Consider the following 21,037-nt stretch of genomic DNA (forward strand, 5'->3'; position numbering starts at 1 on the left):
GCAATCGTTGGTTACATCTTTGATTTCTCGCGGAGTAACTTGTGATGCTGATAATCTGTTGACTAGCAGTCTGACTCCACAAGCACCCACACGAATTGCTTGATTCAGTTGTTAAAGAGCGGTTGGTTAAGATCTTTCGTCTCAACCGAGGCGCGCATTCTACAGCAGCCTCATTTGCTGTCAAGTGATTTTTTCAGAAGTTTTCAAGGATTCCTTAACAACTTCAACCACTTGCGCTTTCGATCTCTCGTCAGCGGGAGGCGAATTCTACAGCGTTACTCGCTGCTGTCAACACCTCTTTTTCAACTTCTTTTGCGCTTCGATGACCTGAAGCAACCTACTGTCGAAAACTGCGTAACTCTTTGTTTACCAAGGAGTTTTCCGTTTCGACTGCGCCGGAAGTGGGGCGAATTATAGGCCTCCAGAATCTGCCGTCAAGCACTGATTCAGGTTTTCTATCAATAACTTACAGAAGGCGCTAAAACGCCCCGAAGGAAGCCAGAAATGAGGAGGAAAATGCGCCCTCTATATAGAAGAGCATCCTCGATGCCAGCCACTGCCCAGTGTCATAGCCGAATAGCGAGTCCACCACACACAGAAGATTGTGCTGGCCGCCAAAAAACAAAAAAGCACCCAAGGTGCTTTTTTGTTACCGCTTTCAGCTGGATAAAGTCGCCACTCCGGCCCGCGCCCTATGTAGCTTCTTATAGCTCTCTATCAGACGAAGGTGCCTGTCGAGGCCTTCCAGTTTCATGCTCGTCGGTGTCAAACCATAGAAACGTACGCTGCCATCGACCGACCCTATCGCCGCGTCCATGCGCTCGTCACCGAACATCCGGCGGAAGTTGACCTCGTAGTCGCTCAGTTCCAGATCATCGTCCAACTGCATTTCCAGCACGACGTTCACCGCCTGATAAAACAGGCCGCGCTCGACTGTGTTGTCGTTGTATTGCAAGAAGGCTTCCACCAGATCCTTGGCCTGATCAAACTTCTGCAAGGCGAGATAAATCAGCAGCCTCAATTCCAGGATCGTCAACTTGCCCCAAGGCGTGTTGTCGTCGAACTCGATGCCGATCAACGTAGTGATGTCGGTGTAATCATCCAGCTCGCTGCTTTCCAGCCCCTGGGCCAGCGATCGCAGGCCGACTTTGCTCAGACTGTGCAGATTCAGGATGTCGGCGCGGAACTGCAGCGCCTTGTTGGTGTTATCCCAGATCAAATCTTCGACCGGATAAATTTCCGAGTAATCTGGCACCAGAATGCGGCAGGCCTTGGCGCCGATATGTTCATAGACCGCCATGTACACTTCTTTGCCCATGTCTTCGAGAATGCCGAACAGAGTCGCGGCTTCTTCGGCATTGGAGTTTTCGCCTTGACCGGAGAAATCCCACTCAACGAATTCAAAGTCCGGCTTGGCACTGAAGAAGCGCCACGAGACCACACCGCTGGAGTCGATAAAGTGCTCCACGAAATTGTTCGGCTCAGTCACCGCCTGACCTTCGAAGGTCGGCTGCGGCAAATCATTCAAACCTTCAAAACTGCGGCCTTGCAGCAGCTCCGTCAGGCTGCGCTCCAGCGCCACTTCCAGGCTTGGGTGCGCGCCGAACGAGGCAAATACGCCACCGGTACGCGGGTTCATCAAGGTGACGCACATCACCGGGAACTCCCCGCCCAGCGACGCATCCTTGACCAGCACCGGGAAGCCCTGCTCTTCCAGGGCCTGGATACCGGCCAGGATGCCCGGGTATTTCGCCAGCACTTCCTGCGGCACATCCGGCAGGGCCATTTCGCCTTCGAGGATTTCGCGCTTCACCGCGCGCTCGAAGATCTCCGACAGGCACTGCACCTGCGCTTCGGCCAGCGTGTTGCCAGCGCTCATGCCATTGCTCAGGAACAGGTTTTCGATCAGGTTGGACGGGAAGTACACCACCTCATTGTCCGACTGGCGCACAAACGGTAGCGAACAAATGCCGCGCTGGGTGTTGCCGGAGTTGGTGTCGTACAGATGCGAACCACGCAACTCACCATCCCGGTCGTAAACCTTCAGACAGTATTCGTCGAGGATTTCAGTCGGCAGCTCGTCCTTCGGGCCCGGCTTGAACCAGCGCTCGTCCGGGTAATGCACAAACGCCGCGTTGGCGATGTCCTCCCCCCAGAACTGATCGTTATAGAAGAAGTTGCAGTTGAGCCGCTCGATAAACTCGCCCAACGCCGATGCCAGCGCGCCTTCCTTGGTCGCGCCTTTGCCATTGGTAAAACACATCGGCGAGTGCGCATCGCGGATGTGCAGCGACCACACATTGGGAACGATGTTACGCCACGAGGCGATTTCAATCTTCATGCCCAAGTCGGCCAGGATGCCCGACATGTTGGCGATGGTTTGCTCCAGCGGCAGGTCCTTGCCCGCAATATAGGTGCCCGCCTCGGAGGTCGAGTGCGGCATCAGCAACGCCTGGGCATCGGCGTCGAGGTTTTCGACCTCTTCAATCACGAACTCAGGCCCGGTTTGCACCACCTTCTTTACCGTGCAACGGTCAATGGAGCGCAAGATCCCCTGGCGGTCCTTGGCGGAGATGTCCGCCGGCAGTTCGACCTGAATCTTGAAAATCTGGTTGTAGCGGTTTTCCGGGTCAACGATGTTGTTCTGCGACAGGCGGATATTTTCGGTGGGGATATTACGAGTCTCGCAATACAACTTCACGAAGTACGCCGCACACAACGCCGACGAAGCCAGGAAATAATCGAACGGCCCCGGCGCCGAGCCATCACCCTTGTAGCGAATGGGTTGATCGGCGATCACCGTGAAGTCGTCGAACTTGGCCTCAAGTCGAAGGTTGTCGAGAAAGTTGACCTTGATTTCCATGTGCGATTACCAGAATAACGAGCTAAACGATTTGGCCGCCATTATCCGGTTTTTCAGCGCAGACCGTTAACTTTCCACTATTTATCGATCAACGCGACACCACGCTCCTCCAGCAGGCGCACAAACATCGTGAGGCTCTGCGACACCGTGCCCCTGCGCCACACCAACCAGGTGCGCAGATAACGGAACGACTCCGACAACGGCCAGACGCTGACCGTCGTACACCCAGGCATGCTTTCGAGCATGCTGCGTGGCATCAGCGCCAGGCCCGCCCCGGCGCTGACGCAGGCCAGCATGCCGTGATAGGACTCCATTTCGAATATCTTGCCGGGCACCGCCGCGCCATTGGCAAACCAGCTTTCGAAATGATGGCGATAGGAGCAGTTGGAGCGGAAGGCATAGATGTTTTCGCCATTCACATCCTTGGCCCGATGAATCGGCTCATGATTGAGTGGCGCGATCAGGACCATCTCCTCCTCGAATGCCGGTACGCCTTCCAGCGCCGGGTGCAACACCGGCCCATCGACAAATGCCGCGGCCAGCCGCCCCGACAACACCCCGTCGATCATGGTCCCGGAGGGGCCGGTGGACAGGTCCAGTTCGACCTTCGCGTGTTTCTGGTTATAGGCAGCCAATAGCTCTGGAATTCGTACCGCTGCCGTGCTTTCCAGCGAACCCAGGGCGAAGGCGCCTTGCGGTTCCTCGCCCGCCACTGTGGCCCGCGCCTCTTGAACCAGGTCGAGAATGCGTCGAGCGTAATCCAGGAAACTCCAGCCGGCTGGCGACAAGCGCAGGCGACTCTTCTCGCGGATAAACAGATCCACACCCAGGTCCTGCTCAAGCTGCTTGATTCGGGTCGTGAGATTCGATGGCACCCGGTGGATATGCTGGGCGGCAACGCTGATGCTGCCGTGCTCGGCGACAGCCTTGAAAATTTCGAGCTGAACCAGATCCAAGTCATTCTCCAAACGTGAACGTTATGCTCAGTATTATTCAGTTTCCATAAAACATATACCCCCATAACCTGAGCACATTCCTACCTAGCAGGACGGTGCCATGACCCACGTATCCAGCCTTACCCATGCCATTTCGATCAACCCGACCACGGGCGAGCAGATCGGCCAGTACCCTTTCGAGTCCGATTCGGCATTACAGGCCGCGCTGGCGCGGGCCACTACCGGGTTTCGCACCTGGCGCGGCAAACCGGTTGCACAACGCGCACAGCTTTTGATCAACCTCGGCCAGGCCTTGCGCAACAATGTAGAGGCCATGGCCAACATGATCACCCTGGAAATGGGTAAGCCGATGACTCAGGCCCGTGGCGAAATTGAAAAATGCGCGCAGCTCTGCGAGTGGTACGCCGAACAGGGTCCCGCCATGCTCAGCGCAGAACCGACCCTGGTCGAAGGCGGCAAGGCACGCATTGAATATCGCCCGATCGGCCCGATTCTCGCCGTGATGCCGTGGAACTTCCCCATCTGGCAAGTGCTGCGCGGCGCGGTCCCTACCCTGCTCGCCGGCAATACCTACGTGCTCAAGCACGCGCCCAACGTCATGGGCAGCGCCTACCTGCTGTTGGAAGCCGTCAAGCAGGCGGATTTTCCTGAAGGTGTCTTCGAGGTCATCAACGTCACCCCGGACGGTGTATCCAAGGCAATCGCCGATCCACGCATCGCGGCCGTCACCCTCACCGGCAGCGTGCGTGCGGGCATGGCCATCGGCGCTCAGGCCGGAGCCGCGCTGAAGAAATGCGTATTGGAACTGGGCGGCTCCGACCCGTTTATCGTGCTCGACGACGCGGACCTCGATGAGGCGGTCAAAGCCGCCGTGATCGGGCGCTATCAAAACACCGGACAAGTCTGCGCCGCGGCCAAACGCCTGATTGTCGAGCAGGGCATTGCCGAGGAATTTACCCGCAAGTTCGTCGAGGCCACCCAACGACTGGTCGTCGGTGATCCACTCGCCTCCACCACTTACATCGGCCCGATGGCGCGCTTCGATCTGCGCGACGAACTGGACCAACAGGTGCGCGACACACTGGAAGAAGGCGCGACCTTGCTGCTGGGTGGAAAGAAGGTCGAAGGCACCGGCAACTACTACGAACCCACTGTACTGGGCGACGTGACCGATCAGATGACATCCTTCAGACAGGAACTGTTTGGTCCCGTGGCTTCAATCATCACGGCCCGAGACGCCGCCCATGCGCTGGCGCTGGCCAATGACAGCGAGTTCGGCCTCACCGCCACTATTTATACGCGCAATGACGAACTCGCCCGGCAGATGGCTGGCCAACTTGAAACCGGCGGCGTGTTCATCAACGGCTATAGCGCCAGCGATCCGCGTGTCAGTTTTGGTGGTGTGAAGAAGAGTGGCTTTGGCCGGGAACTCTCGCACTTCGGGGTGCGCGAATTCTGCAATGCTCAGACGGTTTGGCTGGATCGGCGTTAAGGGCAATGCATTGCTGCGAACTGGCAGAGCCTTGATCTGGCTCAGCCTGGGGCGCAGCGCAAGCATTCAGCCTGACATCGCGATCCTCAGCGCCACTGCTGCTTCAAGCAGCTTGTTCGCCTGGGTCGAGACAGCTGCAGCCATTTCTTCATCCCTTGCTTCTCTGAGCGTTGCAGCCAGATCGAGCAGCTTCCCCACCTCGGCCTCGATAGTGCGAACGGATTCGCCTATTTGGTATTTAAGTGAATGAGCCATCTCGATCAAACCTCGGACCAGATTAAAGACAAATCCCACCTGGGCGAATGCTCAAGACATTCAATGGCGCTTCACTGACCGCCATTCGATTGCCCCAAAACCATTGTGGAGTACTGAGAAGAGAGTATCGATAGTTTTGATGTCGTGTCGTACTCCAGCAGCACTTGGCCCAACGGTTACGCCACGGCATTTCGTATTCAGATGTCACACTTTCGTCACACCTATCTAGCACAATACGGTCAGCCAAAGGGATTTGGCCCCTTCTACAGAGAGCTCGGCCCAGCGCCGGGCTTTTTACTTTCTGGCCCGTGTTCCCCAAGCCCGACGACTGATTCAGAGCGCAGGGTGATTCGCTGGGTCAGCGCTGTTTTTTACACACCAGCCGAATGAGCAGCAAGACCAACAACACATTCAATACGGCCAGCGAACTCAGCCCCGCAAGCACACCGCCCGCGCCCCAGGCCTGCAACAGGTAACCGCCCGCGAGCGGGGTCAAGGCTTGCCCAATGAGGGAAGGCCGAGCCATGCGCCCCATCAGCAACACATAAAGGGTAGGCGACATCAGGGCCAGTGGCAGCAGGCCTCGAACGATCGCCCGCAAACCATTACCCGCGCCGTAGATCACCAGCCCCAGAGCGGTCATTGCCGGCTCGATAGTCACAAACAGCAGACCGATTGCCACGAACACCACGGAGATCAACGTCGTCCAGATCGGGTGTCGCTTTCGCGAAAACACTTGTAGAACACGTGAACCGACCTGGCTCGGCCCCAGTAAAGCGCTCAGCCCGATGGCGGCTGCAAGCGAGTAGCCCTGCCCCTGCAACAATGAAATCAGCTGGACCGACATCGCCGTCATGATCACTGCACCCAACGCGAAAATCAGCGTGAGCAACAGGTAGATCCGCCGGTCGATTGAAAGGTTTTCATCACTCACAGCCTGGCTTTTTGTGAGTGCTCCCGCGCCCCGCGCCAGCACCCAGAGATATAGCGGTGCCACGGCAACGACCAATAACACCCCATAAGCCACGCACGTCGCGCGCCAGCCAACCTGCTCGATGACCAGCGCAACCGCGGGCCATGACAGCGTTGTCGCAAACCCTGAAATGAGCGTGATCCCGGTAATCGCACTGCTCGCCCGCTCTCCATAGAGAGAACCTAAAGCGGCGAACAGCGCTTCATACAACCCCAGCGCCATACCGACGCCAATCACTGCCCAAGACAAAAGAAACATCGGCAACGAGGTCGAACTGGCCATCAGAAACAACCCGATGGCGACGCCCAGGCCACTACTGGCCAGGATGGGGCGGCCGCCGTAGCGGGCGATAAGCCGGCTGGTCAACGGTGCCAGCATCGCGGAAACCAGGATGCTCAGGGACAGTGCGCCATACACCCATTGGCTGGCCCAGCCGGTCTCTTTCATGATCGGATCGGCCATGACGGCCATCAGGAAGAACGAACCTCCCCAGACCAGAACTTGCAGCATCCCCAAAATGAAGATGCCGAATACGCCAGGCAGTCGCGTTTGTTGGTTCAAGACAATGTCATCAGTGGTCAGAAAAAACGGAAGTCGTGAGCAACCGCGCAACTGCGGATATCTGGGCGATTTGCACGGGGACGGGACACTCGGAGCTAACGGATTCGCCGTTGACTCAAAGCATGTGTCCAGCCCAGATTTTGCGATTGACCAGATCGGCGGCAATCTCGATGAAGGCATCCCCGACAAATTTGGCGGCCGGACTGACACGCCTGTCGGCCGGAAAAACCTGAACAAGCTTGCGCATGGGAACGGGGTCGACCAAGGGGGCCGCACTGAGCACGCCTGCTTCGATTTGCGCGTAAATCGATGCCAGAGGCAAAGCGGTCAAACCGAAGCCATTGCGGACCAGATCGATCATGGCGCCGAAGGAGTCGGCTTCAACGCTGGTCTTGAGCTTGATCCCGACTTGACGCGCACAATCATCCAGAATCACGCGAAGGCTATGTCGAGCGCTTGGCAATACCAATTGCTGCTCAGCCAATGACTCGAACGACACCGGCGTATCAAGACGCAGGTTGGCGCTGGCGGGACCGACCAGCAGCAGGTTTTCCATCATCACCGGCACGATACGCAGCGTATGCAGGGGTTGGGGATCGTAAGAAATCGCCAGCTCCAGTTCGCCACGCTGAACCCAATCGAGCAGATAGCCGCTGAAGGCCGAGGAAAACCTGACGGCGAGATTCGGATGCGCCTCCTTGATCTTGCGTACCAATGGAACGGTGATGATTTGCGCAACCGTCGGCGTCGTGCCGATGACGACCGTTCCCCGAAAAGACGACTTTGCGCCCACGACAGAACTTCGAATGGACTCCATTTCCTCCATGATTCGGGTGGCATGTGCCAACACTTCACGGCCGGCATCGGTGATCTCCATGCCTCGCCCATGTCGATCAAACAGGTAGGTGCCAAGCTCCTTTTCCAACAATCGAATTTGCCGGCTAAGTGCCGGTTGCGCGATGTGAAGACGATCCGAGGCCTTGCTGAGACTGCCCAGTTCGGCAACATGAATCAGGGTTTTGAGTTGAACGACATCCATTACCAGGCCAGTCAGCATCGGGCTCGACGCGTTATGCGGCGAAAGTGCTGTGAGTGTAATCGCATTTGTACACCTTGGAACGGCCGGCAACCCCCGTGTCGTGCGGCCCCGGGACTTCCAAGCCGGCTGTAACCCCCGGCCCGCCGGGGCTGCACGCCAAGCTATATAATTCAGGTATATCAGTTAGGCCTGCCTGACGGCTTATTACCCTCCCGACTCTGCGGTAGCGTGCAATCAACGTCGACGCCAGAGAGCGCTCGACTCACTACAAGAATAAGATTCGAGGGCTCGCGCCATGATGTTCAATGCTTCGCCTCACCCGTCCGATTTCCCCGGGCCACTACTGTTCGCCACGCTTGTGCATCCACCCTTCCCCCTCTCTACGGAAAACCGGCCGTGAGCGGGTTCACGCCTTTTCGTTAACCCCAAAACCCAACGAGTCAGTCTCGGACGCGCATCAGCGCGCTCCTCGTCTCCCCTCGCCTTGAAAAAAGGGTGAATCACATGTCCGCATCAATCCCAGACGCCAAAGACCACTCAGCCGAAGCCGCTGCGATGAAAGCGCCGAACCGCGTCAAAGCCATCATGGGTGCCTGCTCGGGCAATCTGGTGGAGTGGTACGACTTTTTCATTTACGCCTATACCGCCATCTACTTTGCCGCTTCGTTTTTCCCCAAAGGCGACACCACCAGTCAGCTACTGGCGACCGCGGGCGTCTTCGCCGTCGGTTTTTTCATGCGCCCGCTCGGTGGCTGGATTTTCGGCTGGATCGCTGACACTCGTGGTCGCAAGGTCTCGATGATTATTTCGGTGTTCATGATGTGCGCCGGCTCGCTTTTGATCGCCGTCATGCCGACCTACGCAACCATCGGCGTCGCGGCGCCGATCCTGCTGGTGGTTGCCAGGCTGATTCAGGGCCTGTCGGTCGGTGCGGAATACGGCACCGGCGCCACCTACATCAGCGAAATCGCGACACCGGGCCGTCGCTGTTTCTATGGCTCGTTTCAGTACTTCACCATCATTGCCGGTCAGTTGCTGGCCTTGATGACCGTAGTCATTCTTCAACAAACCCTGACCGGCGAAGAGTTGCGCGAGTGGGGCTGGAGGATTCCGTTCTTCATCGGCGCGTTGAGCTCGATCGTGGTGGTGTATCTGCGTCGCGCCATGCATGAAACCGCCAACAAGAAAGACATGAGCCGCAAGGATGCCGGCTCTCTGCGCGGCATGTTCAAACACAAACGCGCAGTTGCCCTGGTGGTGGCGTTCACCATCGGCGGTTCGCTGTATTTCTATACCTTCACGACCTACATGCAGAAGTTCCTGGTGATCTCCGCCGGTTTCAGCCCGGAAACGGTCAGCTTCATCATGACGGCGGCCCTGATCGGCTTCATGCTTTGCCAACCGCTGTTCGGCTTGCTCGCCGACCGCATCGGTATCAAGGCGCACATGCTGATGTTTTCCGGGCTGGCCATGTTGCTGGTGATCCCCCTGCTCTACTCGCTACAGTCGGTCAGCAACCCGTTCATGGCATTCGTGCTGGTGTTTGGCGGCCTGGCCATTGCGTCGCTCTACACGCCGATTGCCGGGATCGTCAAAGCCGAACTGTTCCCGCCTGCCGTACGTGCATTGGGGGTTGGATTTCCCTATGCGGTGGGCAATGCCGCATTTGGCGGCACCGCCGAATACGTCGCCTTGTCGCTTCGCTCACAGGGCATCGAGGAGTATTTCTTCTTCTACGTTGCAGCGGTCGTGAGCATCACCTTCATCGCCGCGATGCTGATGCCAAACCTGTCGCGTTACGGCTATATCAGTGGCTCAGGCGAGATTGAAGAACGTACAGGTTTGAAGGGATGTGTAAAACCGCATGCTGCGCGAGTCTGATTGACGGAGCATCCCCAGACAACTTTCAAGGGTCCATGATTTGTCATGGGCCCTTTTTTCATCATCGTATGGCAGAGGCAGGTGCTACCTGCGGTATAGATGCGGGGATGCTGTTGTCGACCTTTTCTCGATGGGGCCATGCCTGCAAATCAAGATCAAGATCCGTGAACTGGCTGGAGTCGAAGATCGGCGTCTTGATGCCGGCCTTGCGCTGCCGGTCATAGTCACGCAGCAGGCGCATTCCGACGTTGAACAACAGCGCCAGGGCGATCAGATTGACGAAGGCCAACAGCGTCATGGTGATATCGGCAAAGGCGAAGACCGTGCCCAGGTTTTGCACGGCGCCCCAAAGGATCAACAGCAACACCAGGCCCCGATAGGCCATCACCGCCGCGCGTTTATCACCCAGTAGAAAGCGCAGGTTGTTTTCGCCCAGGTAGTAGTTGTAGAGGATCGACGTGAAGACAAACAGCGCCAACGCCACGCTGATGAACGTGCGCCCCCAGTCCCCGACCACTGCCGCCAGTGCGTTCTGTGTCAGTACCAGGCCATCGCCTTCGAAGCCTGGCGTGTAAAAACCCGACAACAGGATCAGCAGCGCCGTGCAGGTACAGATCACGAAGGTATCCAGGAAGACGCTGAACGCTTGAACCACCCCTTGAGCCGCCGGGTGATCGACTTTAGCCACCGCGGCTACGTTGGGTGCACTGCCCAGGCCCGCCTCATTGGCAAACACCCCGCGCTTGACGCCCATGACGATGGCACTGCCAACCAGGCCGGCGAACGCCTGGTCCAAGCCAAAGGCACTTTTGAAAATGGTCATCAGCATGCTGGGCACATGATCAAACTGAAGCACGATCACATAAACGGTCACGCCAATGTAAGCCAGTGTCTTGACCGGCACCAACAGGTCCGAGACGGCAGCGATGCGCTTGATGCCCCCCATGAATACCAGGCCGAGCAATACGGCAATCGCAATGCCGGAGTAAGTCGTAGAGAAGCCGAACGCATTGTTCAGCGAGTGGGTCACGGCATGGGATTGCAGCCCGTTGAAGGCAAAACCGAAAGTGACCAGGAGCAACACGGCCATGACCTTGCCCAGCCACGCCTGTTTCAGTCCGTACTGGATGTAGTACGACGGCCCACCCCGGAACTGTCCCTTGGCGTCGCATCGTTTATACAACTGCCCCAGGCTGCATTCAAAGAAGCTGGTGGACATGCCTACCAGCGCGGTCACCCACATCCAGAACACCGCACCGGGCCCACCCAACGTCACGGCCAATCCGACCCCGGCGATATTGCCCGCCCCTACGCGACCCGCCAGGCTGAGCATCAAGGCCTGGAACGAGCTGATCTAACCGGCGCTCTTCTGCACACTATCGCGAAAAGCTCCGAACATATGCAGGAAATGGCGAAACTGGACAAAGCGTGAACGAATCGTGAAATAGCCACCCAGGCCTACGATGAGCACGATCAGGAGCTTTCCGGAAAGAAAGCCGTTTATGACTTCTAGCATGATTTGCACCTCTTGTTGTTATGGATTACAGGCATGCACGCGCCCTCACACATCGCCGTGGCAGGCATGTGGGATGAAACACGTTGAATAGCAACCGCGAGCCCCCTGTCAGGCTCGCGCCATACATCGGGGAGCGCTCGGGGCGATCGGACTTACCCGGTTCGACTGCCGGTCTGGAAATCGGCGATCTGTTTCCACATCGCAGTGGGGTTGGAGTACATGGGGAAGTGGCCGCAGGCCGGAATTGGCGCCAAACGCACGCCTCGGGCCTCGATGTGCGAAAGGTAGGACAGTGAAGCGTTCTGCTCGCCGTACATGAACATTCGCGGGCACTTCAAGCCGAGAAACTTGCTCATCAGGTCGGCGTTATCGGAAAGGTCGACCATCGACTGGAAAATCCCCCGCACGGCCCCGGCACGCACCTTGTGCCTGAGGCTCGCCGAATAGAGTGCGCTGGCGTATGCCGGGGCCTGCCGGGCACGCTCGATGAAAGCCGTGAAGAATTTCTCTGGATCATCGCTTGGATAATCAACGATCTGTCGGCTGAGAAAACAGTCTTCCGGGGCAATATTGCCCTCTATATCGACGAAACTGATTACCCGTTCCGGGAACTGATGGGCCAGCATCAGCGCAGTCAATCCGCCCATGGAGTGACCGACCAGATGGAAGCGCTCGATACCGAAATGCTCCAGCACCTGCAACGCGGTCTGCAGCAGAAAAGGAATCGAAACACTGGAAAGGTCGCTGCACTGGCTCTCACCGCAGCCCGGTGCGTCGTAGGCGAGGAAGGGATGCCCGGCGAATTCCGCGTGCTGCACAATGTCGGCGTAGTCCTCTTTGGTGGAACCAAAACCATGCAGGAACACGATCGGCGTCAGGTTGCCATCTCGATGAATGGCGGCGACGTTCAGCTGGACGCCCTCGACGGTCAACGGGACCTGCGTATGAGTGAACGTTTCGGATGCGGTCACGTAAATGACTCCTTGGACGATAAGACTGCCGCCGAAACAGGTCATCGGCGACAGGCCCAATTTCAGCCGGTTCGAGTCTTATGTAAATTCCTAATTGTGGAACGTTTCCATACGCCAAACCTATCGTCGATCGCCCACTCGCCGCCCTTGCCCGTCTCAGGCCTTTTTCCGCAGTCGGGCAATGACTTCAGCTATGAGCGGATTGGGCCGATCCGCATTCCAGGCCACCGCCGTCGTCACCACGTTGAGCTTCTGACTCAATGATCGAAAGACCACGTTATCCGGTGCCATTTTTTTCAAGGATGCCGGTACCAGGGCGATGCCCTGCCCATAGCTGACAAAGGCGATCTGCGAAGCGACAGAACGCACTTCATGCAGCACGCGCGGGGAAAATCCGCTGGCTCGGCAGGTTGCAATCAAGTTGTCGAAATACACCGGGCTGACCTTTCGCGAAAACATCACCAAAGGTTCGTTGGCCAGGCTGGACAAACTGATACGCGTGCGCGCAGCCAATGGGTGGTCACTGGGCAACGCCACTACCAGGCGATCTTCAAGCAATGGCAGTGACTGGATCGAGGCGCCCAGATCACCGTCCAGGCGGGCGAAGGCCAGGTCGATATCACCGGCCTCCAGCGCCGGAACGGCCTCTACGCTGTCGATTTCCCGCACGGATACGGTCAGGTTCGGGTATTCGACCTTCATCTGTTCGATCAGGCCGGGCAGTACGTCGAACATGGCCGTGGAGATGGCGCCGATGGTCAACATCCCCGACTGTCCCGCTACCGCCTCCTCGACCGCCAGCTCCAGGCGCTCGAGTTGCTCGGCGAATTTACGCACCGCCGGCAGGATCGCCGCCCCCACGGGGGTCAGTTTCGCCCCGCGCCGCGAGCGCTCGAACAGTTGGACCTTGAGTGCCTGCTCCAGCACCTGAATCTGTTCGCTCAGGGGTGGCTGAGACATGCCAAGCCGCTTGGCTGCACGGCCGAAATTCTGCTCTTCGGCGACGGCCAGGAACAGCCAGAGGTGACGGATCAGACGGAAATTGATCATGATTTTTCCATAGGTTTAGCGTATCTAACGCTTCTGTGATTAGTAATATACCTATCAAATCGCCTCGTCGACACTGGTCGCCTCCGTCATCGCAGGGGCTACCCCATGAACAAAAAGAGTGTGCTCGATCGCTTGGCGGCGCTGGATACCAACACGGTATCTGACGCCCTCGACTTCCTCGGCCTGGCCGGTGCCACCGTGGGGCTACGCCCGCTGTGGAACTGCCCGAAGATCGTCGGTCGCGCCAGCACCGTACTGCTTGCGCCAAAAACCGACAGTGTACCCACCGTGCATCTGATCACCCCGGTGGTGGAGCAGATCGACAGCAACGACCGCGTGCTGGTGATCGCCGGCGGTATCGAGGGCATTTCCTGCTGGGGCGACATTCTTGCCAATGCCGCAGCCAGCAAACAGGTGCGCGGCACAGTTATCGACGGTTTCAGCCGCGATATTGATGGCAGCGCGTCGATTGGCTATCCGGTCTATGGCCGTGGCGTCACCATGATCAGCGCGCGCAATCGGGTGGTGCAGATCGATGCTGCCGTGACGATCAATGTGGCGGGCGTCGACGTCAGCGAAGACGACTATGTCATCGCCGATCGCTGCGGAACGGTCTTCGTACCCCAGGCGTACATCGAGAAGGTCGTCGATCTTGGCGAGCGCATTACCCGTCGCCAGGACGGCATGGTGGAAGCTGTTCGCAGCGGCCGCTCAGTGGCCGACGTGATGCATGACACCCAGTTCGAAGCTATCCAGGTGGAGCGTTCCTGATGAGTCTTGAAGACCAAGCACTTGTGGCCCTGTTTGAAGGCCTGGACACCCCTGGCGTCTCCGATGCCCTGGACAAACTCGGCCTGCCCGGCCAATGCCTGGGCGTGGCACCGCTGGACAACTACAACAAGGTCATCGTCGGACCGGCGTTCACCGTACAGTACGTTTCGGCCAGCGTGCCGCCTGGAACCGTGGGCGATTTCATCGAAGACGTGCTGCCCGGTGACGTCGTGGTGATCGACAACGGTGGCCGCACAGACTGCACGGTATGGGGCGACATCATGACCCAGTACGCCGGCAGCCGGCAGATCGCCGCAACGGTCATCGACGGTGTATGCCGTGACGTGAACAAGGCGCTGGGTGACGGCTATCCGATCTTCAGCAAGGGCCGGTTCATGCGCACCGGCAAGGACCGCGTGCAGGTTCAATCCGTCAATCAGCCAGTGTCCGTCGGCACCGCCCGGGTGTGTGCCCGTGACATCGTGGTGGCCGACGCCAACGGCGTGGTGATTGTGCCTCGCGCCCGGGCAGCTGAGGTGGCCGCGTGCGCCCGCCAGATCGAGTCGGTCGAAGCCGATATCCGGGCCCTGATCGCTCAAGGAAAAACCCTCAAGGAAGCCCGGACCGCACTGGGTTACCACAGCCTGCAGAGGAAAGTCTGATGACCACGCTCCCCCTCCCGTTGAATTTCCACGAACGAGCAAAAGCCCTGGGCAGTTCGACGCTGTATGAAGCATCCCATCTGCCCTGTGCGGTCGACAGCGCGATCCGTCCCGTCTGGGACGGTGCCTTCATCGCCGCTCCGGCCTACCCACTGGAGTGCTCGCCGGGTGACAACCTGGCGTTGCACCTGGCCATGGAGCGCGTGCCTCGCGGCAGCGTGCTGGTGGTGGGTACTGGAGGTTTCATCGCCGGTTACTGGGGCGAAGTGCTCACTGTGGCCGCCGAAGCGGCGGGTGTTGTCGGTTTGGTCATAGATGGCGGCGTGCGTGACATCGCCGCCCTGAAAAAACGCCACTTTCCGGTGTTTGCCCGAGGCATCTCGGTCAAAGGCACCGTAAAGGTCAGCGCTCCCTCGGTCGGGCAGGCATTCAATTTCAACGGTGCACATGTCTCGCCAGGTGATCTGGTAGTGGCGGACGATGACGGTGTGATCATCATTCCCAAGGAAGATGCGGCCCGTACCCTCGCTGAAGGCGAAGCCCGCGCAAGCAAGGAAGCGCAGATGATGCAGGCGCTGACCGAAGGTCGTTCGACGCTCGAACTGATGAACCTGACAGCGTGGAGGACCCGGGCATGACCGCCGATATCCAACGACTCAATCAACGCCTGGCCAGTGCACAGCCGTCGGCGACCTATCGGATAATCGATCGGGTGGCTGAGCGCCGGGCGCAAGGTGCGAAGATCATTTCGCTGTGCGCCGGCGAGCCAGACTTCGATACGCCCGGACATGTACGTGAAGCGGCCATTGAGGCCATCGAGAACGGGCACACGCGCTACACCCAGGTCGCTGGTGTACGCTCACTACGAGAAGCGGTGGCCGCCAAGTTCCGTCGCGAAAACGGCCTGGACGTCACCTGGCAAGACACCCTTGTCTGCAACGGTGGCAAGCAGGTGATCTACAACGCCCTGGCCGCGACCCTCAACGAGGGGGATCAAGTCATCATCCCGGCACCTTACTGGGTCAGTTATCCGGAGATGGTTCAGCTGTGCGGTGGCGAAGCCCGGATCGTGACCTGCGAGGCCAATACCGGCTTCAAATTGACGGCCGCGGCGCTGGCCGAGGCGATCACACCCCGGACGCGCTGGCTGATCCTCAACTCGCCATCCAATCCGACCGGTGCGGTGTACAGCCGAGAGGAACTTCAAGCCCTGGCTGAAGTGTTATTGGCCAATCCTCACGTGCTGATCCTGGCGGATGACATCTACGAACACCTGATCTTTGATGATCAGACGTTTTTTACCCTGGCCCAGGTTGAACCAGGACTGGCAGCACGCACCCTGACCATGAATGGTGTGTCCAAGGCCTATGCCATGACCGGCTGGCGCATCGGTTTTGCGACAGGACCGCGCTGGTTGCTCGAAGCGATGGAGAAGCTGCAAGGTCAGCAAACCTCGGGGGCCAGCTCAATCTCACAGCAGGCCGCACTCGCCGCCCTGGAGGGGCCAAAGGACTTCATCCACGAAAGCCGTGCAGTGTTCCAGAGTCGACGGGATTTGATGGTGGAGCTTCTGAACAGCACGCCGGGCCTCGAGTGCGTCAGCCCGGCGGGTGCATTTTACGCGTTCGCCTCGTGCTCCGGCTTGATTGGCCGTACATCACCGGGTGGACGAGTACTGTACACGGATGAAGATGTCGCCCACGCGCTGCTCGATGAAGCGGATGTGGCCGTTGTGCATGGCAGCGCGTTTGGACTGGGCCCTTATATTCGTATTGCCTATGCGCTGGATGATGCGTCGTTGCATAAAGCCTGCGACGCAATAAAAACCTTCTGTAACCACCTGCGATAAGCGACTGACCAACACCCGGCCCGGTCGTGAACGGGTTGGGTGCGGGTCAATTTTATCGACTTGCTCCCATAAACTGCCGGTATCGAAACATCGTGGCAATCCGGGCATTCATGGCTCCAGCCATACCAAACGGGCATATCTCAAAGACAAAAACGGTAGTCGTCGCCAGCCTCCATCCCTCCCAGAATGTGTGAAAACACAAAAGCAGCACTGCTTGGGAGATGGGCATGTCAACAGAAGCTGAACAAACCGTGGGACAGGATTGGCAGGAGGACGTATTCCGCGTGCTCAAGGCCCACGACGTCAAACACGTGGTCTTCGTACCGGACGCAGGCCACTCGGCAGCCATCCGCATGTCGTATGCCGACCCGGACATCAAGGCCGTGGTCCTCACCACCGAAGAAGAAGGCATCGGCTACCTCGCCGGCGCCTGGCTCGGCGGTGAGCGTGGCGCCCTCTTGATGCAATCCAGCGGTGTCGGTAACTGCATCAATACCCTGGCACTTCAGGTATGTGCCGGTTTCCCGCTGTTGATGGTGGTCACCATGCGCGGCGACTGGGCCGAATTCAACGCGTGGCAGAACCCGATGGGCCAGGCCACCGAAGCCTCTTTGAACCTGATGAAGGTCATGACCTGGCGTGCGGATGTGCCTGCAGATGTCGCCCCGCTGCTGCACGGCGCCGCGACCATGGCGTTCAACGGTGATTCCGCCACTGCCCTGCTGCTCGGCCAGCGCCTGATTGGAGAAAAGAAATGGGTCAAGTAAGCGCAAACCACACCCTGTGTCGCCGCGAAGTGGTCAAGGCCTTGCTGGCTGACCGTAAAGACGTGCTGGTCGTGACCGGTCTGGGCTCGGCGTCCTATGACGTCATGGCGGCCGGCGACAATGATCTGAATTACTACCTCTGGGCCGCCATGGGCAGCGCCATCACGGTCGGGCTGGGCCTGGCCAGCGCCCAGCCGGACAAGTCGGTGGTGGTGGTCACCGGTGACGGTGAGTTGCTCATGGGCTTCGGTGCACTGGCCACGGTCGCACTGCAAAAACCCGCCAACCTGACCATCGCCGTACTCGATAACGGGCACTTTGGCGAGACCGGCATGCAAGTCAGCCACGCCGGTTTCGGTATTTCCCTGGACCAGGTGGCGAAGACCTGCGGTTTCAGCTGGACCGACGAAATTCGCGACATGGAAGGCGTACACAACCTGCGCGAACGCTTCGCTACCCGCGACGGCGTCAAGCTCGCAACGATCAAGATCAAAGCGCAAAACCCGCCGCGTGTACTGCCGCCACGTGATGGTCACTACATCAAGAATCGCTTTCGTGCCGCGCTGGGTTTCAACCCGATCTGATTGCGCCCTACCCGGACCCGGTCACGCAGGGCCGATGCCATGCGTGACGCGTTGAGGAGAATAATAATGACCGACCGCAACTGTGAAGAACTCAATGCCATCCGCGAGGGCGTACGCGCCCTGTGCGCTGAATTCGATGCTGCTTACTGGCGCAAAGTCGACGAAGAAAAAGGCTTTCCGGAAACCTTCGTCAAGGCACTGACCGACGCTGGCTGGCTGGCCGCGATGATTCCTGTCGAATATGGCGGCTCCGGCCTCGGGCTGGCCGAGGCCTCGGTGATTCTCGAAGAAGTGAACCGCTGTGGCGGCAACTCCGGCACCGTGCACGGGCAGATGTACAACATGTTCACCCTGCTGCGACACGGCAGCGAAGCGCAGAAAAGCTATTACCTGCCGAAACTGGCCAACGGTGAACTGCGCTTGCAATCGATGGGTGTGACCGAGCCCACCACCGGCACCGATACCACCAGGATCAAAACCACCGCGATCAAACGCGGCGACAAGTACGTGATCAACGGGCAGAAGGTGTGGATCTCGCGAATCCAGCATTCCGACCTGATGATCCTGCTGGCGCGCACTACCCCGTTGGCCGAGGTGAAGAAAAAATCCGAAGGCATGTCGATCTTCCTCGTGGATCTGCGTGAAGCCATCGGCAATGGCATGACCGTGCAGCCAATCGCCAACATGGTCAATCACGAAACCAACGAACTGTTCTTCGACAACCTGGAAATCCCCGCTGACAGCCTGATTGGCGAGGAAGGCAAAGGCTTCCGCTACATCCTCGATGGCCTGAATGCCGAACGCACCCTGATCGCTGCCGAATGCATTGGCGACGGTCGCTGGTTTATCGAAAAGGCCAGTGCCTACGCCCGGGATCGCGTGGTGTTCGGACGCCCTATCGGGCAGAACCAGGGCGTGCAATTCCCCATCGCAGAAGCCCACATCGAAATCGAAGCGGCTGACCTGATGCGCTGGCGTGCCTGCGAAGAATACGACAGCGGCATCAACGCCGGGGCCAGCGCCAACATGGCCAAGTACCTGGCAGCGAAAGCATCCTGGGAAGCGGCTAACGCCTGCTTGCAGACCCACGGCGGATTCGGCTTTGCCTGTGAATACGACGTCGAGCGCAAATTCCGCGAAACCCGTCTGTATCAGGTAGCGCCCATCTCTACCAACCTGATCCTGTCCTACGTTGCCGAACACCTGCTCGAGCTGCCGCGCTCTTTCTAATAACAAGAGAGATACCCTCATGAGCCAGCCCAAAGGCCTCCGCCCGCTCGATGGCATGACCGTCGTCAGCCTCGAGCACGCTATTGCAGCGCCCTTCTGTACCCGACAACTGGCCGATCTCGGCGCCCGGGTGATCAAGGTCGAACGTCCGGGCACAGGCGATTTCGCCCGGGGCTACGATCAACGCGTCAACGGTCTGGCCTCGCACTTTGTCTGGACCAACCGTTCGAAAGAAAGCCTGACCCTGGACCTGAAGCAAGATTCGGCCACTGAGGTGCTGGACCGTTTGCTGGGCACCGCCGATGTGCTCGTGCAGAACCTGGCGCCGGGTGCGGCCGCGCGTATGGGGCTGTCATTTGAGGTGCTGCACCGGCGTTTTCCGCGCCTGATCGTCTGCGACATTTCAGGCTATGGCGCCGGTGGCCCCTATGAGAAGAAGAAAGCCTACGACCTGCTGATCCAGAGTGAAGGCGGATTCCTGTCGGTCACTGGCGGCCAGGGCGAGGAAGAAATGGCCAAGGCCGGTTGTTCAATTGCCGATATCGCGGCCGGCATGTACGCCTACACCGGCATCCTGTCTGCGCTGTTGTTGCGTGAACGCACCGGTGAAGGCAGCCACCTCGATGTTTCGATGCTCGAAAGTCTGGTCGAGTGGATGAACTACCCGATGTACTACGCCTACGAGGGAGCGCCGCCGCCCCCGCGCGCCGGTGCTGCGCACGCCACCATTTACCCCTACGGCCCCTTCCCTGTCGGTGACGGCACCACGGTGATGCTGGGATTGCAGAACGAGCGTGAATGGCAGCTGTTTTGCGAGAAAGTGTTGCTTGCGCCCGAGTTGGCCCAAGACCCGCGTTTTTCGGCCAACTTCAAACGCGTCGAGAACCGCAACGCGCTCCGGGAACTGATCATTGAATCGTTCTCCACGCTCAACTTCGATGCGGTGATCGATCGGCTGGACCACGCGCAAATCGCTAACGCCCGGGTGAACGACATGCAAGGTGTCTGGGACCATCCGCAGCTTCAGGCCCGTGACCGTTGGCGAGTAGTCGAAACCTCTGCCGGCCCCATTCCGAGCCTGGTTCCGCCCGGCAGTAATAGTGCGTTCGAACCTCGTATGGATGCCGTGCCGGGCCTTGGCCAACACACCGAACAGCTGCTCAAGGAGCTGGGACTGGGGGCCGAGCGCATCGAACAAATGCGTGCCGCCGGTGCCGTCTGACTGCAACGATCAAAGTTTTTCGAGAGAACACTGCCCAATGAAGATCCTGGTAGCTGTGAAACGAGTGGTCGATTACAACGTGAAAGTTCGCGTGAAAGCGAACAGTTCCGGCGTCGACCTTGCCAACGTCAAGATGGCGATGAACCCGTTCTGCGAGATCGCCGTGGAAGAAGCCGTACGCCTGAAGGAGAAGGGTATAGCGACTGAAATCATCGTCGTCTCCGTCGGCCCGTCCACCGCTCAAGAGCAACTGCGCACCGCGCTGGCCCTGGGTGCCGACCGCGCCATCCTCGTCGAGTCCGCCGAAGACCTGACCTCCCTGGCTGTTGCCAAGCTGCTGAAGGCTGTTGTCGACAAGGAACAGCCTCAGTTGGTGATCCTTGGCAAACAAGCCA

At 58.7% G+C, this 21,037-nt stretch carries 18 protein-coding genes and 1 pseudogene; 11 read left to right on the forward strand and 8 right to left on the reverse strand.

From position 1 onward, the window contains the following. Nucleotides 1-658: 658 nt before the first annotated feature. Both KW846_RS29460 and KW846_RS29465 read right to left on the reverse strand, forming a co-directional pair. Nucleotides 659-2,863, reverse strand: a complete 2,205-nt coding sequence (locus KW846_RS29460; RefSeq protein ID WP_218486436.1) for an OsmC domain/YcaO domain-containing protein — start codon at nt 2,861-2,863, stop codon at nt 659-661. 77 nt (nt 2,864-2,940) lie between these two features. Continuing rightward, nucleotides 2,941-3,819: a LysR family transcriptional regulator gene (locus KW846_RS29465; RefSeq protein ID WP_007980886.1), complete on the reverse strand. Its 879-nt coding sequence runs from the start codon at nt 3,817-3,819 to the stop codon at nt 2,941-2,943. Between the two features lie 100 nt (nt 3,820-3,919). On the opposite strand from KW846_RS29465, the gene KW846_RS29470 reads away from it, so the two are divergent. After that, nucleotides 3,920-5,311, forward strand: a complete 1,392-nt coding sequence (locus KW846_RS29470; protein WP_218486437.1) for an aldehyde dehydrogenase family protein — start codon at nt 3,920-3,922, stop codon at nt 5,309-5,311. Between the two features lie 66 nt (nt 5,312-5,377). Here KW846_RS29470 and KW846_RS29475 read toward each other — a convergent pair whose 3' ends face one another. From KW846_RS29475 to KW846_RS29485, 3 genes are all read right to left on the reverse strand, one after another. Then, entirely contained in the window at nt 5,378-5,566 is a 189-nt protein-coding gene (locus KW846_RS29475) for a hypothetical protein (RefSeq protein WP_007980882.1), read from the reverse strand. A gap of 358 nt (nt 5,567-5,924) precedes the next feature. Next, a complete protein-coding gene (locus KW846_RS29480) occupies nt 5,925-7,049 on the reverse strand; it encodes an MFS transporter (protein ID WP_218486450.1) in 1,125 nt (374 codons plus the stop codon). A gap of 166 nt (nt 7,050-7,215) precedes the next feature. Next, on the reverse strand, nt 7,216-8,157 hold the full coding sequence (locus KW846_RS29485; protein WP_218486438.1) for a LysR substrate-binding domain-containing protein: 942 nt from the start codon (nt 8,155-8,157) through the stop codon (nt 7,216-7,218). Nucleotides 8,158-8,643: 486 nt separating this feature from the next. Between KW846_RS29485 and KW846_RS29490 the strand changes: the two genes are divergently transcribed. Continuing rightward, nucleotides 8,644-10,020 carry an MFS family transporter gene (locus KW846_RS29490; protein WP_218486439.1) on the forward strand — a complete coding sequence of 459 codons (1,377 nt, stop codon included), beginning with the start codon at nt 8,644-8,646 and terminating at the stop codon, nt 10,018-10,020. A 61-nt stretch (nt 10,021-10,081) separates the two neighbouring features. On the opposite strand, the pseudogene KW846_RS29495 reads toward KW846_RS29490, so the two are convergent. The 3 genes and pseudogenes from KW846_RS29495 to KW846_RS29505 form a co-directional block, all read right to left on the reverse strand. Further along, a pseudogene (locus tag KW846_RS29495) lies at nt 10,082-11,536 on the reverse strand (alanine/glycine:cation symporter family protein). 152 nt (nt 11,537-11,688) lie between these two features. Next, complete coding sequence (locus tag KW846_RS29500) at nt 11,689-12,507, reverse strand: alpha/beta fold hydrolase (protein WP_218486440.1); 819 nt, start codon at nt 12,505-12,507, stop codon at nt 11,689-11,691. A gap of 156 nt (nt 12,508-12,663) precedes the next feature. Next, nucleotides 12,664-13,557: a LysR family transcriptional regulator gene (locus KW846_RS29505; RefSeq protein WP_218486441.1), complete on the reverse strand. Its 894-nt coding sequence runs from the start codon at nt 13,555-13,557 to the stop codon at nt 12,664-12,666. Between the two features lie 105 nt (nt 13,558-13,662). Here KW846_RS29505 and KW846_RS29510 point away from each other — a divergent pair, with 105 nt between their 5' ends. The 9 genes from KW846_RS29510 to KW846_RS29550 form a co-directional block, all read left to right on the forward strand. Further along, entirely contained in the window at nt 13,663-14,328 is a 666-nt protein-coding gene (locus tag KW846_RS29510) for an RraA family protein (RefSeq protein ID WP_218486442.1), read from the forward strand. After that, the gene (locus tag KW846_RS29515; RefSeq protein ID WP_218486443.1) at nt 14,328-14,990 is read left to right on the forward strand and encodes an RraA family protein; all 663 of its coding nucleotides are present in this window, start codon (nt 14,328-14,330) and stop codon (nt 14,988-14,990) included. Before KW846_RS29510 ends, KW846_RS29515 begins: the two co-directional genes overlap by 1 nt. Continuing rightward, nucleotides 14,990-15,628: an RraA family protein gene (locus KW846_RS29520; RefSeq protein WP_218486444.1), complete on the forward strand. Its 639-nt coding sequence runs from the start codon at nt 14,990-14,992 to the stop codon at nt 15,626-15,628. Before KW846_RS29515 ends, KW846_RS29520 begins: the two co-directional genes overlap by 1 nt. Continuing rightward, nucleotides 15,625-16,839 carry a pyridoxal phosphate-dependent aminotransferase gene (locus KW846_RS29525; protein WP_218486445.1) on the forward strand — a complete coding sequence of 405 codons (1,215 nt, stop codon included), beginning with the start codon at nt 15,625-15,627 and terminating at the stop codon, nt 16,837-16,839. The genes KW846_RS29520 and KW846_RS29525 overlap by 4 nt, the downstream gene beginning before the upstream one ends. A gap of 227 nt (nt 16,840-17,066) precedes the next feature. Next, a complete protein-coding gene (locus tag KW846_RS29530; protein WP_003174430.1) occupies nt 17,067-17,606 on the forward strand; it encodes a thiamine pyrophosphate-binding protein in 540 nt (179 codons plus the stop codon). Beyond that, a complete protein-coding gene (locus tag KW846_RS29535; RefSeq protein ID WP_218486446.1) occupies nt 17,594-18,190 on the forward strand; it encodes a thiamine pyrophosphate-dependent enzyme in 597 nt (198 codons plus the stop codon). Before KW846_RS29530 ends, KW846_RS29535 begins: the two co-directional genes overlap by 13 nt. 66 nt (nt 18,191-18,256) lie before the next feature. Next, complete coding sequence (locus KW846_RS29540) at nt 18,257-19,420, forward strand: acyl-CoA dehydrogenase family protein (protein WP_218486447.1); 1,164 nt, start codon at nt 18,257-18,259, stop codon at nt 19,418-19,420. 19 nt (nt 19,421-19,439) lie between these two features. Beyond that, complete coding sequence (locus KW846_RS29545; RefSeq protein ID WP_218486448.1) at nt 19,440-20,642, forward strand: CaiB/BaiF CoA-transferase family protein; 1,203 nt, start codon at nt 19,440-19,442, stop codon at nt 20,640-20,642. Between the two features lie 37 nt (nt 20,643-20,679). Further along, on the forward strand, nt 20,680-21,037 hold a 358-nt coding region (locus tag KW846_RS29550; protein WP_218486449.1), incomplete at its 3' end, for an alanine racemase.

Source organism: Pseudomonas sp. PDM32 (genome assembly GCF_019219225.1).
GTDB classification, from domain to species: Bacteria; Pseudomonadota; Gammaproteobacteria; order Pseudomonadales; family Pseudomonadaceae; genus Aquipseudomonas; species Aquipseudomonas laurylsulfatiphila.

Coding starts and splice junctions, on each gene's coding strand:
- KW846_RS29515 (WP_218486443.1), top strand. CDS start 14,328: ATGAGTCTTGAAGACCAAGCACTTGTGGCCCTGTTTGAAGGCCTGGAC.
- KW846_RS29505 (WP_218486441.1), bottom strand. CDS start 13,557: ATGATCAATTTCCGTCTGATCCGTCACCTCTGGCTGTTCCTGGCCGTC.
- KW846_RS29490 (WP_218486439.1), top strand. CDS start 8,644: ATGTCCGCATCAATCCCAGACGCCAAAGACCACTCAGCCGAAGCCGCT.
- KW846_RS29485 (WP_218486438.1), bottom strand. CDS start 8,157: ATGCTGACTGGCCTGGTAATGGATGTCGTTCAACTCAAAACCCTGATT.
- KW846_RS29510 (WP_218486442.1), top strand. CDS start 13,663: ATGAACAAAAAGAGTGTGCTCGATCGCTTGGCGGCGCTGGATACCAAC.
- KW846_RS29530 (WP_003174430.1), top strand. CDS start 17,067: ATGTCAACAGAAGCTGAACAAACCGTGGGACAGGATTGGCAGGAGGAC.
- KW846_RS29545 (WP_218486448.1), top strand. CDS start 19,440: ATGAGCCAGCCCAAAGGCCTCCGCCCGCTCGATGGCATGACCGTCGTC.
- KW846_RS29520 (WP_218486444.1), top strand. CDS start 14,990: ATGACCACGCTCCCCCTCCCGTTGAATTTCCACGAACGAGCAAAAGCC.
- KW846_RS29475 (WP_007980882.1), bottom strand. CDS start 5,566: ATGGCTCATTCACTTAAATACCAAATAGGCGAATCCGTTCGCACTATC.
- KW846_RS29480 (WP_218486450.1), bottom strand. CDS start 7,049: ATGCTGCAAGTTCTGGTCTGGGGAGGTTCGTTCTTCCTGATGGCCGTC.
- KW846_RS29460 (WP_218486436.1), bottom strand. CDS start 2,863: ATGGAAATCAAGGTCAACTTTCTCGACAACCTTCGACTTGAGGCCAAG.
- KW846_RS29470 (WP_218486437.1), top strand. CDS start 3,920: ATGACCCACGTATCCAGCCTTACCCATGCCATTTCGATCAACCCGACC.
- KW846_RS29525 (WP_218486445.1), top strand. CDS start 15,625: ATGACCGCCGATATCCAACGACTCAATCAACGCCTGGCCAGTGCACAG.
- KW846_RS29535 (WP_218486446.1), top strand. CDS start 17,594: ATGGGTCAAGTAAGCGCAAACCACACCCTGTGTCGCCGCGAAGTGGTC.
- KW846_RS29540 (WP_218486447.1), top strand. CDS start 18,257: ATGACCGACCGCAACTGTGAAGAACTCAATGCCATCCGCGAGGGCGTA.